This window comes from Acetobacter okinawensis (assembly GCF_002153655.1).
GTDB lineage: Bacteria > Pseudomonadota > Alphaproteobacteria > Acetobacterales > Acetobacteraceae > Acetobacter > Acetobacter okinawensis_A.
This window is the reverse complement of record NZ_JOPJ01000006.1, coordinates 419,470-432,583: the sequence shown is the minus strand read 5'-3', so window position 1 is coordinate 432,583 and position 13,114 is coordinate 419,470. Positions and strand designations below refer to the sequence as shown.

11 protein-coding genes are annotated in these 13,114 nt (G+C 57.2%); 7 read left to right on the top strand and 4 right to left on the bottom strand.

Translation table 11 applies throughout. The features are described 5' to 3' along the window. Positions 1–47 precede the first annotated feature (47 nt). Positions 48–2,486, top strand: a complete 2,439-nt coding sequence (gene gyrB / locus HK26_RS04810) for a DNA topoisomerase (ATP-hydrolyzing) subunit B (protein ID WP_086638687.1) — start codon at positions 48–50, stop codon at positions 2,484–2,486. A gap of 91 nt (positions 2,487–2,577) precedes the next feature. Here the strand turns inward: gyrB and kdsA are convergent, their stop codons facing one another. From kdsA to tpiA, 4 genes are all read right to left on the bottom strand, one after another. Continuing rightward, a complete protein-coding gene (gene kdsA, locus HK26_RS04805; RefSeq protein ID WP_086638686.1) occupies positions 2,578–3,414 on the bottom strand; it encodes a 3-deoxy-8-phosphooctulonate synthase in 837 nt (278 codons plus the stop codon). Beyond that, on the bottom strand, positions 3,411–5,045 hold the full coding sequence (locus HK26_RS04800) for a CTP synthase (protein WP_086638749.1): 1,635 nt from the start codon (positions 5,043–5,045) through the stop codon (positions 3,411–3,413). Before HK26_RS04800 ends, kdsA begins: the two co-directional genes overlap by 4 nt. A 143-nt stretch (positions 5,046–5,188) precedes the next feature. Continuing rightward, on the bottom strand, positions 5,189–5,533 hold the full coding sequence (gene secG / locus HK26_RS04795) for a preprotein translocase subunit SecG (protein WP_086638685.1): 345 nt from the start codon (positions 5,531–5,533) through the stop codon (positions 5,189–5,191). A 27-nt stretch (positions 5,534–5,560) separates the two neighbouring features. Beyond that, positions 5,561–6,301, bottom strand: a complete 741-nt coding sequence (gene tpiA / locus HK26_RS04790; protein ID WP_086638684.1) for a triose-phosphate isomerase — start codon at positions 6,299–6,301, stop codon at positions 5,561–5,563. A 234-nt stretch (positions 6,302–6,535) separates the two neighbouring features. Between tpiA and HK26_RS04785 the strand changes: the two genes are divergently transcribed. Genes HK26_RS04785 through moaC form a run of 6 tightly spaced genes read left to right on the top strand, consistent with a single transcriptional unit; the run spans position 6,536 to position 13,113 of the window. Beyond that, positions 6,536–8,452, top strand: coding sequence for a SurA N-terminal domain-containing protein (locus HK26_RS04785; RefSeq protein ID WP_086638683.1), 1,917 nt, complete (start codon positions 6,536–6,538; stop codon positions 8,450–8,452). Between the two features lie 8 nt (positions 8,453–8,460). Beyond that, the gene (trpE, locus tag HK26_RS04780) at positions 8,461–9,993 is read left to right on the top strand and encodes an anthranilate synthase component I (protein ID WP_086638682.1); all 1,533 of its coding nucleotides are present in this window, start codon (positions 8,461–8,463) and stop codon (positions 9,991–9,993) included. Positions 9,994–10,050: 57 nt separating this feature from the next. After that, positions 10,051–10,647: an anthranilate synthase component II gene (locus HK26_RS04775; RefSeq protein WP_086638681.1), complete on the top strand. Its 597-nt coding sequence runs from the start codon at positions 10,051–10,053 to the stop codon at positions 10,645–10,647. Next, positions 10,640–11,749: an anthranilate phosphoribosyltransferase gene (gene trpD / locus HK26_RS04770; RefSeq protein WP_086638680.1), complete on the top strand. Its 1,110-nt coding sequence runs from the start codon at positions 10,640–10,642 to the stop codon at positions 11,747–11,749. Before HK26_RS04775 ends, trpD begins: the two co-directional genes overlap by 8 nt. Before the next feature lie 17 nt (positions 11,750–11,766). Then, positions 11,767–12,633 carry an indole-3-glycerol phosphate synthase TrpC gene (gene trpC, locus HK26_RS04765; protein ID WP_086638679.1) on the top strand — a complete coding sequence of 289 codons (867 nt, stop codon included), beginning with the start codon at positions 11,767–11,769 and terminating at the stop codon, positions 12,631–12,633. A gap of 3 nt (positions 12,634–12,636) precedes the next feature. Beyond that, positions 12,637–13,113, top strand: a complete 477-nt coding sequence (gene moaC / locus HK26_RS04760) for a cyclic pyranopterin monophosphate synthase MoaC (RefSeq protein ID WP_086638678.1) — start codon at positions 12,637–12,639, stop codon at positions 13,111–13,113. The last annotated feature ends 1 nt before the right edge of the window (position 13,114 follow it).

Sequence of the window (13,114 nt, the reverse complement as noted above, 5' to 3'; positions counted from 1 at the left end):
AAGACCGGTATGGCTTCCATTCTTTTTTTGCGGAGTGCAGCATTCTTATGACAGACCTCTCTCAGCCTACGCCATCTGCTGGTACCGACGAGTATGATGCCGCGTCTATCTCTGTGCTGAAGGGGCTTGATGCTGTCCGCAAACGGCCCGGAATGTACATCGGTGATACTGATGATGGTTCCGGCCTGCACCACATGGCATTCGAGATCATTGATAACGCGGTGGACGAGGCACAGGCCGGGTTTGCATCGCGCTGTGTTCTCACCCTCAATGCAGACGGCAGCGTGACTGTCCGTGACAATGGGCGCGGCATTCCAACCGACATGCACCAAGAAGAGGGCATAAGTGCCGCAGAAGTGGTGCTGACACGCCTGCACGCTGGCGGCAAGTTCAACCAGAACTCCTACAAGGTTTCTGGTGGTCTGCACGGCGTGGGGGCTGCCGTTGTCAACGCACTTTCCGAGTGGATGGAAGTCCGTATCTGGCGCAATGGTACCGAGCACCGCATCAGCTTCCATGATGGCGAGCGCGATGCGCCGCTGGAAGTTGTGGGGCCTTCTGCGGAAGAAGCAGGAACACAGGTTACCTTCAAGCCGAGCCTGCAAACCTTCCCCCGGATTGAGTTCGACTTTACCATTCTCGAACGCAGGTTGCGTGAACTGGCATTCCTTAACTCCGGGCTGGAAATTGTGCTGCGCGATGCCCGCACAACACCACTCCGTGAAGAGAAATTCCATTACGAAGGTGGGCTTGAAGCCTTTGTAAACTGGCTTGACCGCTCCCGCACCTCCCTGATTACCCCCCCCATTACCGGTTCTCTGGAGAACCCGGATAACGGGATCAAGGTGGAGTTCGCACTCAGTTGGAACGACAGCTTCCATGAAACCATGCTCTGCTTCACCAACAACATTCCACAACGTGATGGTGGTGCGCATCTGGCAGGTTTCCGTCAGGCATTGACCCGCGTTGTTGGCAAATATGCAGAAAGCATTGCCAAAAAAGACGCACAGTCCCTGCAGGGCGAAGATATGCGCGAAGGTCTGACAGCCGTGCTGTCAGTTAAAGTACCGGACCCCAAATTTTCGTCCCAGACCAAGGACAAGCTTGTTTCCTCCGAAGTACAGCCCGTTGTGCATGCGGCTGCGGCCGACATTATTGCCCACTGGTTTGAAACACACCCCAAGGAAGCAAAGGCAGTTATTTCCAAGGTTCTGGATGCTGCCTCCGCGCGTGAGGCTGCCCGCAAAGCGCGTGAGTTAACACGCCGCAAGGGTATTCTGGACGTCTCCTCCCTCCCTGGTAAACTGGCAGACTGTCAGGCGCGTGACCCGGCTAAAGCTGAACTGTTCATTGTGGAAGGGGATTCCGCCGGAGGAACAGCAAAACAGGGCAGGGACAGGCGTTTTCAGGCTATTTTGCCACTCAAGGGTAAAATCCTGAACGTAGAGCGCGCACGCTTTGACCGTATGCTCGGCTCGGCAGAAATTGGAACACTGATTACCGCACTGGGCACGGGTATCGGGCGTGGCGAGGTTGATCAGGGCGGATTTTCCATAGACAAGCTCCGTTACCATCGCATTGTCATCATGACTGACGCTGACGTGGACGGCTCCCATATCCGTACGTTGCTGTTGACCTTCTTCTTCCGGCAGATGCCAGAACTGATCGAGCGCGGCTACCTCTACATCGCCCAGCCCCCCCTCTACCGGGCCAAACGCGGCAATGAGGAAACATACCTGAAGGATGACGCCGCGCTGGAGCAATATCTGCTAGACAAAGCACTCAACAACGCAAGCTTTGTCTATACCGACGGTCGTACGGTCAGCACCATGGAACTGGAAGCCGATCTGCCCTTCATCCGGCAGGCCTGTCAGGCGATCTCGCGCATTTCCACGCGTATTCCTGCATGGATTGTTGAGCAGGTAGCACTTGCAGGTGCTCTAAGTGCCGATCTTGAGCAGTTGCAGCAGCGGATGCCCGCACTGCAACAGCGACTGGATGCTGCATCCCCCGCCACAGAACGAGGCTGGAAAGCAGTGGCAAGTGTGGACGGCGTGGAACTAGCACGCAACGTGCGTGGGGTAGGGGAAGTCTACCGTATTGACCCCACAACTCTGGCTGGTGCTGATGCACGCTGGCTGACGTCCCAGCTTACTCGCCTGCAAAAGGACTTTGACACAGGCGTTGTGTTGAAGTTTGACGCCGTGGAGCACCGCCTGAACGGCCCCTCTGATCTGTTCACACGCCTGCTTGCGCAAGGTCGCAGAGGGCTTGCCATCAACCGCTTTAAAGGTCTTGGCGAAATGAACGATGCGCAGTTGTGGGAAACAACGCTCGACCCGGCCATGCGTACGCTCTTGCAGGTCCGTGTTGGTGACGTGGAAGAAGCAGGGGATGTCTTTACAACACTGATGGGTGACGTAGTTGAACCCCGCCGCGACTTTATTGTGGGCAATGCGCTCAAAGTGGCTAATCTGGACGTGTAAATTCAACATCATACCGACAAAAAAAGACGCCATGGAAAATATCCATGGCGTCTTTTTTATATGCGACGCATCGTCATTAAAAACGAGCTGATTAACGGCCTTTAATCAGAGCATCTATTGCCCGGAACTGTTCCAGCAGGGCAGGCAGACTACTTATTGGCAACATATTGGGGCCATCACTTGGCGCGCTGTCTGGGTCTTCATGCGTTTCCACAAACAATGCTGCCACACCAATAGCTAATGCAGCGCGTGAGAGAATGGGAGCAAACTCACGCTGCCCCCCACTGGCTCCGCCTAACCCGCCGGGCTGTTGCACAGAGTGTGTGGCATCAAACACAACGGGGCAACCCGTCTGAGCCATAATGGGCAACCCACGCATGTCATTAACCAGCGTATTATACCCAAAGCTTGTCCCGCGTTCGCATAGCATAACGCGCTGATTGCCTGTTGAGGCAATTTTGGCGGCGACATGCTGCATATCCCACGGGGCAAGGAACTGCCCCTTTTTTACATTGACTGCGGCCCCGGTTCTGCCCGCAGCCAGCAGCAAATCTGTCTGACGGCATAAAAAGGCGGGGATTTGCAACACATCCACAGCCTCAGCAACGGGGGCGCATTGCTCTGCCGTGTGCACATCAGTCAGCACTGGCAGGTCATATGTCTGGCGCACATCCGCCAGAATGGCGATGCCCTCCTGCAATCCAACACCGCGTGTGCTGGAAAGACTGGTACGGTTAGCCTTGTCAAAAGAGCTCTTATAAATCAGCCCCACACCAGCACGCTGGCAGATTTCCTTTAAGGCCGCTGCTGTTTCCAGCGCGTGAGCAGCTGATTCAATCTGGCATGGACCGGCTATCAGAACGAAAGGAAGATCGTTCCCGATCTCCAGACCTCCGATCTGAACCGGCGCGCCGGAAAGAATGGTCATGCCTGTTTTGCCTTGGCAAGGGCCGCACCAACAAACCCGGCAAACAACGGATGCGGCGCAAATGGGCGGGACTTGAGTTCTGGATGATACTGCACGGCAATAAACCAGGGGTGGTCAGGATATTCCACGACTTCTGGCAAAATCCCGTCTGGTGACAAACCGGAAAAACGCAGCCCTGCTTTTTCCAACTGGTCCTTGTAGTGAATATTCACTTCATACCGGTGCCTATGACGTTCACGGATGCTGGTTGCCCCATAAGCATCCGCCACGCGTGAGCCTGCTGCCAGTGTCGCGGGGTACGCCCCAAGACGCATAGTGCCGCCCAGTTCCCCCCCTTCACTCCGGCGCAGGCGCTCATTGCCACGCGCCCATTCCGTCATCAGACCAACAAGCGGTTCCTCGGTCCGGCCAAATTCGGTGGAGGATGCATCTGCCAGCCCGGCAAGGTTACGTGCGCACTCGATAACAGCCATCTGCATGCCAAAGCATATGCCAAGGAATGGAATACCTTTTTCACGCGCGTAGCGAATAGCCTCGATCTTGCCTTGCGAGCCACGCTCACCAAAACCACCCGGAACCAGAATAGCGTCTGCACTACCCAGTTTTTCTTCCAGCGTAGCCGGATTTTTTTCGAACTGCTCCGAATCAATCCAGTCGAGCTTGACCTTCACGCGGTGGGCAATGCCGCCATGAAGCAAGGCCTCGTTCAGGGATTTGTAGCTATCCAGCAGAGCCGTATATTTGCCAACCACGGCCACGCGCACTTCAGCAGTGGGGTGGCGCAGGGCGTCCACAATATTCTGCCAGTTGGTCAGGTCCGGTTCTTCCGTATAGGGCAGGCCAAAGTAGCGCAGTACTTCGGTGTCCATACCTTCTGCATGGTAAGAGAGCGGGCAGGCATAAATCGTGTCCACATCCCGCGCGGCAATAACCGCCTCTGGGCGCACGTTACAAAAATTGGCAATCTTGCGCCGCTCGGTCGGCGGAATAGGGCGGTCACACCGGCAGAGCAGAATTTGCGGCTGAATACCAACATTCTGCAGTTCCTTGACGGAATGCTGGGTCGGTTTTGTTTTCAGTTCCCCAGCAGAAGGGATCCACGGCAGAAGGGTCAGATGAACCACCATGGTCTGGTCCATACCCAGATCATTGCGTAACTGACGAATGGCCTCAAGGAAGGGCAGGCTCTCAATATCCCCAACCGTGCCGCCAATTTCGACCAGAACAAAGTCCAGATCATCCGTATTGGCAACCACCACATCCTTGATGGCGTCGGTAATATGCGGAATGACCTGAACCGTAGCGCCAAGGTAGTCTCCCCGCCGCTCACGCACGATCACATCGGAGTAAATGCGCCCTGTTGTCGCATTATCCTCCTTGCTCGCATTTACACCTGTAAAGCGCTCATAGTGGCCCAGGTCGAGGTCTGTCTCCGCTCCGTCATCCGTTACAAACACCTCCCCATGCTGGTAAGGGCTCATGGTGCCGGGGTCCACGTTCAGGTAGGGGTCCAGCTTGCGCAGGCGGACCTTATAGCCGCGCGCCTGCAAAAGCGCTGCGAGAGCGGCTGAAGCAATGCCCTTGCCAAGAGAGGACACCACACCACCAGTAATAAAGACAAAGCGTGTCATGAGCAGAATTCCTACACGGACTGGAGCGGGCGGAGAGGGATAAACAAACACAATCCACCGCATGCATTGCTGCATGCGGGGGACAAAAACTCATAGTCTTCCCTGTGCACCAAAACGGTATCAGAGAAGAACGAATGCATTTTTCAGGGCTTGGAAGCCGCAGGAGGCGCCTGAGTCTGCACCGCAGGCGGGGCAGATGCCGCAACGGGTGCGGTTTCGACCGGGGGTTGGGCCAGAATATCATGCCCGGCACCTGTCACGCCGCCTTTGTAAAGCATGGCAAGCAGGAGCGAGAGCAGCATGAACAGCCCTGCCAGCACGGCAGTTGTGCGGGTCAGCAGGTTTGCTGTCCCGCGACCGGACATGAAGGCCCCCATACCCTGACTGTTACCAATACCAAGGCCGCCACCCTCGCTCCGCTGGATCAGCACAACGCCAATCAGAGCAATGGTGACACAGAAATGCAGGATCAGCAGGGCTGTCGTCATGTCGGGTTCCAGATCAAAGCAGCAGTGTCAGGCAGCGGAGGCTGCGTTGACAATAGAAAGAAATGCATCCGCCTTAAGGCTCGCGCCGCCAACCAGTGCGCCCGCGACCTCGGGAATGGAAAGAACGGAAACAGCGTTACCAGCGTTTACGGACCCTCCATACAGGATTTTGATAGCTTTTCCAGCCTCTCCAAACTGTCGGACCAATTCCGCACGCAAGAAAGACATGGTCTGAGCTATCTGGTCGGTCGTGGCGGCAAGCCCCGTTCCTATGGCCCAGATGGGTTCGTACGCCACAATACCGGCAAATCCATCGGGAAGCGAGCCCTTGATCTGCCAGCCGAGCACATCCTCATATTCTCCGCTTTCGCGCTGCTCTTCCGTCTCGCCAATGCAGACAATCGGTGTCAGGCCCGCTTTTGTTGCCGCCACGGCTTTTTCGCGCACGGTTTCATCCAGCTCGCCATGCTCCTGACGCCGTTCCGAATGCCCGAGAATCACGTGCGAGACCCCAATATCCGCCAGCATGAGGGGAGAAATATCGCCCGTGTGCGCACCGGATACATCCTTGTGACAATCCTGCGCACCCAGACCAATGGGGGATGCAGCCAAAGCAGGCTCCACAAGGGCCAGTTGCGTAAAGGGTGGGCAAATGACCACATCCGGCGCGGATGCAGGCAAACCACCGACAAGGGCCTGCACCAGCACCTGCGTGTCCTGGCGGGTGCCATTCATTTTCCAATTGCCGACAATAATCTGTCTGCTCATACCCTTCCTCCCGATCCTGTGCGGCCATGCACTGCACTGTCGTGCCTGCCATGGCGCGATTGGCAACAGGCTAAACCATATACGCACACCATGGGGCAAGAGAGGGTTAATACCTTATTGCTGCCCCACAACGGTTAAGTCTGGTCAAGCGGCACACCTCCGCTTATGGTGCCGCCCCAAGATGTGCTGCAACCAGCATAACCCATTTATGATGAGCTGTGGATCCATAGGGTCATGATTTCCTACCTGCGCCGAGTACTTGTTGAATCGTGGCTGGGCCGCGTTGTTGCCATTGTTGTGTTTCTGGCCTTTGTCGGCTGGGGCATTGGTGACGTTATTGGCTTCATGAGCGAGGAGACCGACGTAGTGGCGCGGGTAGGCCAGCACCGCATTCCCACGCGCGATCTAGCCATGGCCCTGCGCTCGGAAATGCCCACACTCACCCAGCAGATGGGGGTCAAGGATCCCTCTGCCATGTCCCCCGTCATGCAGGGGCAGATGGCACGCCAGATTCTGCAACGCCTGATTGCACAGGCCGAACTGCTTGAAGCTGCGCGCAATCTCAAGATTATTGTCCCCGATTCCGCCATCCGGGAGGAAGTGTTCTCCCTCCCGTACTTCAAGGGACCGACAGGGCAGTTTGACAGAACTGTCTTTAACCAGCGCCTGAGTGCGCAGGGGCTGAGCGAACAGCAGGTACTGGACATGATCCGCGATGACCTGACCGTACGCGCGTTGCTCCAGCCTATGGCGCAGGGAGCCTCCGTATCCACCACTCTGCTGGATACGCTGGTCAATTACGGCGCACGCACTCGACTGGTTGACCTGATCAGCATTCCCGTAGCGGCACAGCCGACCGTGCCGACACCGGACAACGCAACATTGCAGCGCTATTATAAGAACCACCTATGGCAGTTTGGCACCCCCGAACTCCGGCATGCCCGTATTGTTGTGCTCTCCGCTCAGACTGTTGCTGACAGCATTGCTGTGGATGACGCGCAGCTCAAACATTTTTATGATGAGCAGAGCAGCCGCTACAACGTGCCACAAACCCGCGATATCCAGCTTATTACAGCGTCCACTGAAGCCGATGCACGCAAAATTGCCGACTCTTGGAAGCAGAATGGCGACTGGCAGAATGCGCAAAATGCTGTCAAAGGCGCAGCATCAGTGGACATGCCCGGCGCACGCCCGGCCACAATTCCTTCGGACATCCTCAAACAGGCTCTTTTTCAGGCGCCTCAGGGGCAGGTCATCGGGCCAGTTAAAACCGAAATGGGCTGGGCTGTATTCCGCGTAACCAAAATTCTACCCGCACACAGCACATCCTTTGCTGATGCAAAGCAGGATATCCTCAAGCAGTATCGTGCAGCCATGGCGCCCTCTGTTGTCACCGAGCGCCGCCGTCAGTTGCAGGATGCCATTGCAGGCAAAGGGCTGGACGCCATCCCCGATACCGTTGGGGCAGCTGCCATTGCCGGGTCGTTGGATGCACAGGGCAACACGGCGGACAAGCAGCCTGCCCCGATTCCAGCATCCGGCAAGCTGCGTGACGCCATTATCCACCAGATTTTCACCCAGAATACGGGCGACAACCCGACACTGATCGATGGGCCGGACAATAGCTGGTTCGCCGTGGTGGTTGATTCCATTACTCCGGCCACTCCGCGCACGTTTGAGCAAGCCAAAGCTGATGTCATCACTGCATGGCAGGCGGATGCCCGCCACCATGCTGCCGACCAGCAGGCAACTGCACTGTTCCTTGCCGCCCGCCAGAAAGGCAGCATCGCACCGCAGAATGTTCCCGGTGTGCAGATTGTTCGGGATATTCCATTCTCCCTTGCCAACCCTGCTAAAGCACTGCCGCCAGAAATTGCGAGCTACCTCCCGCGCATGAAGGCAGGGCAGGCCGTTATGGCGGAAAATGCGGATACGTTTTTTGTGGCCGTTGTCACCAGAGTTTTCATACCCGCCCCACCAGCACCTGCTGATGTTCTGCAAAAACTGAAGAACAATATGGCACAGGCTTACGGAGATGATCTGGCAGCCAGCTATGTGCAGGACCTCAGCAAACGGGTTCCCGCTCATATCAACAATGCCGCCATTCAGGCAGCTCTCTCCGCCGCCGGATTTGGGGGAGGCGCACAGTGAGCCACGGCATGAAGGCCCATACCGCATCCTCCCCCGACCAGCAGACCTGCGCTGCTGCATGGGAAGCGGGCAGGGGCAGCATTGTCTATTCCGTTGAACCTGCCGATCTGCTGACCCCGGTATCCGCTTATATGCGGCTGGCTCAGATGGATGGCAGCACAGGTCAGCACACCCTGTTGCTGGAAAGTGTGGAAGGCGGCACCACACGGGGTCGCTACTCCGTAATTGCCCTTAAACCCGATCTGGTCTGGACCTGCCATAACGGTAAGGTCAGCCGCAGCACCACGCACGACGGACAACTGGGGGCTGCAATACCCGATGCAGCAGCACCTCTGGCAAGCCTGCGCGCCCTGATCCATGACTCTCGCATGGATCTGCCCGCCGAGCTTCCCCCCATGATCGGAGGCCTGTTTGGCTATCTGGGGTACGATATGGTGCGTCAGATGGAACATCTGCCTGATGCTCCACCGGACGATCTGAACCTGCCTGAATCCATTCTCATGCGTCCCGGCCTGTTTGCCGTATTTGATACGGTTACGGACGAACTTATTCTGGCAGCCCCCATTCGCCCCACGACCGCCACCACGGCGGCAGAGGCATGGAGCAGCGCACATGCACTCCTCGAGCGCGCCAGAACCTGCCTGAGCGGCGCACTCCCGCACGCCTCAACCCCAGCAGACATCCCTGCTTTTGTGGAGCCCACATCCACATTCAGTCATCAGGATTTCTGCGCGGCCGTAAGCCGTATTCAGGATTATATTGCAGCGGGCGATGCTTTTCAGGTCGTGCCCAGCCAGCGTTTTTCCACAGCATTTCCTCTGCCATCACTCTCCCTTTATCGCGCGCTCAGGCGTATCAACCCGGCCCCATTCCTGTTCCATCTGGATTTTGGGGCGTTTTCTCTGGTCGGGTCATCGCCAGAAATTCTTGTCCGGCTCAGGGACGGCAAAATGACCGTCCGACCACTGGCGGGAACCCGCCCACGGGGCAAGACCCCGGAGGAAGATCTGGCGCTGGAAAAAGACCTTCTGGCCGACCAGAAGGAAATTGCCGAACATCTGATGCTGATTGATCTGGGCCGCAACGATGTAGGGCGTGTCAGCATTCCCGGATCGGTCAAAGTGACAGAGCGGTTTGTCATAGAGCGTTTTAGTCACGTCATGCATATTTCCTCCAATGTGGAAGGCACGCTCAAGCCTGAGCTGGAGGCGCTGGACGCTCTGGTCGCGGCTTTTCCCGCCGGGACCCTGACAGGTGCGCCCAAAATCCGCGCCATGGAAATTATTGACGAGGTCGAGCGCACCCGCAGGGCCACCTACGCAGGCTGCATTGGCTACTTTGGTGCAGGGGGCGACATGGATACCTGCATTGGCCTGCGCATGGCAGTGGTCAAAAACGGCACAATGCATGTTCAGGCGGGCTGCGGCGTTGTCGCGGACAGTGTGCCTGAAGCCGAATATGAAGAAACACAGCACAAGGCACGCGCTGTCTTCCGCGCAGCCGAGGAAGCGCTGATAATGGCGCGGGCAGGGCGGGCATAAGCCCGCCTTTCCTTCACGTCATTTGACCCGTGCGCGCGAAAAGGTCATCATTCCGCCATGATCCTACTGATCGACAATTATGATAGCTTCACCTTCAACCTTGTTCACTATCTGGGTGAACTGGGAGAGGTGTGCGATGTGCGGCGTAACGACGCATTAAGCGTGGACGAAGCCCTGGCTTTGGCCCCCGACGCCATTGTGCTCTCCCCCGGCCCGCGCTCCCCCAACGAGGCGGGAATCTGCTGCGACCTGATTGCCGCAGCCGCAGGCAAGGTGCCGGTGTTTGGCGTCTGCCTTGGTCATCAGTCCATTGGTCAGGTGTTTGGAGCACAGGTTGTGCGCGCCCCCACCCCCATGCATGGCAAGATCAGCCCCGTCTTCCACAATGGAACGGATGTGTTTGCCGGGCTTGCAAGCCCGTTCAATGCAACCCGCTACCACAGCCTGACTCTGGAGCCTTCCAGCATACCGGACGATCTGGAAGTGACTGCATGGACAGCAGATGGCGTTATTATGGGCGTGCGGCATAAGGTTCACCCCATATCGGGCGTGCAGTTCCACCCCGAGAGCATTGCCTCGGACCATGGACATGATCTGCTGCGCAATTTTCTGACCCATGCACGGGAATGGAAAGCGGACCGGGTCCATGCCTGATCCCACGATTACGGCTGCCAGCACTCAGGATACGGATTTTTTTTCTGCCATTCTGGCGGACCTTGCCCAGCGCAAGCAGTTGAGTACCGCACAGGCCGAAGCCGCCTTTGGCAGCATTATGGATGGCAATGTGCCCCCCGAACGCATTGCCGCTTTTCTGATGGCTTTGCGTGTGCGCGGAGAGACGCAGGACGAACTGTTGGGCGCAGTTACGGCCCTGCGCCAGCGCATGCACCCGGTGCCCAATACTCCACCCGGCACAATTGATGTGTGTGGAACAGGGGGCGATAAATATGGCACCCTCAATGTTTCCACCGCAGTTGCCTTTGTTCTGGCAGCTCTTGGGGTGCCCGTGGCCAAACATGGCAACCGGGCTGTTTCCTCCCTTTCTGGCGCATCAGATGTGCTGGCGGCCCTGAGCGTCCCTCTTTCTTCCGATGCGGCGGTTCTTGCCAGACAGCTAGCGCAACACCATGTGGTGTTTATGGCCGCACCACACCACCACCCGGCCATGCGCCATGCTGCGGGCGTGCGGAAGGCGCTGGCACTGCCCACATTGTTCAATCTGGTCGGGCCAATGGTTAATCCTGCGGGTGTCCGGCGGCAGCTTATGGGAGTTTTTGACCCCCAATGGCTCAGACCCGTAACAGAAGTTCTGGCCCGTCTTGGTTCGGAATGCGTCTGGACGGTCTGTGGTCTGCCGCAGGACGGGCAGGGGGGCATAGACGAAATTACGCTGGCGGGCCCGACACAGGCCGTGGCACTTGAAAATGGGCAAATCCAGTCTTACCAGATTGAATCCGAAATGGCGGGTTTGCCCTATGCCCCTGTATCCGCCATTCAAGGCGGGGATGCCCGGCATAATGCGCAAGCGCTAGAGGCACTCCTGCGTGGCGCACACGGTGCATACCGTGATACTGTTCTGCTGAACGCGGCTTTTGCGCTGCATGTCGCCGGTCGGCAGACTGTTTTGCACAATGGCCGGATAGACCCGGCCGCACTTAGGGACAGTGTGGCAACTGCTGCACGCTCACTCGACAACGGTACTGCCTTTGCAGTGCTCAACGGTTTACGTGCATCTTCTTCCGATGCACACGCCTGAGACATGACAGGACAATCATGAACGATCCATCTTCCACGTCTACTGTAGCTGCCTCCGCCGCCATACCTGACTGCAAGGCGGACGAACTCCCAGATGTTCTCTCCCGCATCTGTGCGCGGACACGGCTGGAAGTGGAACATCGCTCCACCCTGCACCCCCTTAAAGAAGTTGTCGCAAAGGCGCAGGAAACCAAGGAAGCGCCACGCGGATTTGGTCGTGCGTTAAAGGAAAAGGCTGCCGACCGCGCCGTAGGCCTGATTGCCGAAATTAAAAAAGCATCTCCTTCGGCTGGTATTTTGCAAGAAGACTACAATCCCGCACGGATTGCCCTTGCATACGAGCAGGCCGGGGCCGCGTGCATTTCCGTGCTGACCGAAAGCTCATGCTTCCATGGCGCAAACGAGGATCTGGCGAGCGCGCGGGCAGCCTGTTCTTTGCCTATCCTGCGTAAGGATTTTATTCTTGACCCATGGCAGGTCTATGAAAGCCGGATGATTGGTGCAGACTGCATTCTGCTCATCATGTCCATTCTGACCGATGAGATGGCGCTGGAACTGGTCGACCATGCCAAAGGGCTGGACATGGACGTGCTGGTTGAAGTGCATGATGAGGACGAGCTGAACCGCGCTCTGGCGCTGGATACGTTTTTGATCGGGATTAACAACCGTAACCTCAAAACACTCACCACCGACATCAACACCACCAGCCAGCTTGCCCCGCTTGTGCCACCGGACCGGATTATTATCTCCGAAAGTGGCATTAAAACCCACGCGGAAATTGACCAGCTTGCCGCCATTGGCGTAACCGGCTTTTTAGTCGGGGAGACCCTGCTGCGCCAGCCAGACCCCGGTGCCGCAGCCCGCACGCTGCTGGGGCTGAAGTAAGCCGTGAGCGAACAGCCCCTGACCCATTTGGACTCATCCGGGCATGCCCGGATGGTGGACGTCTCCGACAAGGATGAAACATTCCGCAAGGCCGTGGCTGTAGCGGACGTGCATATGCACCCAAGCACGCTGGAGCTTATTGTTTCCGGCTCCATGCCAAAAGGGGATGTTCTGGCAACGGCGCGGATCGCGGGGATTATGGCCGCCAAAAAAACGGCTGACATTATCCCCCTCTGTCATCCACTGCGCCTGACATCTGTTGCGGTTGATCTGGTCGCCAGCGATGACAAAATCGAGATCACGGCGACTGTTACAACAAAAGACGCAACCGGGGTGGAAATGGAGGCGTTGACTGCGGTGTCTGCCGCGGCACTCACACTCTATGACATGTGCAAGGCCGTTGATCGTGGCATGCGCATTAACAACACCCGGCTCCGACACAAAAGTGGTGGCCGGTCAGGAGAATATAACGCCACATAAT

Coding starts and splice junctions, on each gene's coding strand:
- gyrB (WP_086638687.1), top strand. CDS start 48: ATGACAGACCTCTCTCAGCCTACGCCATCTGCTGGTACCGACGAGTAT.
- kdsA (WP_086638686.1), bottom strand. CDS start 3,414: ATGACCATTCTTTCCGGCGCGCCGGTTCAGATCGGAGGTCTGGAGATC.
- HK26_RS04800 (WP_086638749.1), bottom strand. CDS start 5,045: ATGACACGCTTTGTCTTTATTACTGGTGGTGTGGTGTCCTCTCTTGGC.
- secG (WP_086638685.1), bottom strand. CDS start 5,533: ATGACGACAGCCCTGCTGATCCTGCATTTCTGTGTCACCATTGCTCTG.
- tpiA (WP_086638684.1), bottom strand. CDS start 6,301: ATGAGCAGACAGATTATTGTCGGCAATTGGAAAATGAATGGCACCCGC.
- HK26_RS04785 (WP_086638683.1), top strand. CDS start 6,536: ATGATTTCCTACCTGCGCCGAGTACTTGTTGAATCGTGGCTGGGCCGC.
- trpE (WP_086638682.1), top strand. CDS start 8,461: ATGAAGGCCCATACCGCATCCTCCCCCGACCAGCAGACCTGCGCTGCT.
- HK26_RS04775 (WP_086638681.1), top strand. CDS start 10,051: ATGATCCTACTGATCGACAATTATGATAGCTTCACCTTCAACCTTGTT.
- trpD (WP_086638680.1), top strand. CDS start 10,640: ATGCCTGATCCCACGATTACGGCTGCCAGCACTCAGGATACGGATTTT.
- trpC (WP_086638679.1), top strand. CDS start 11,767: ATGAACGATCCATCTTCCACGTCTACTGTAGCTGCCTCCGCCGCCATA.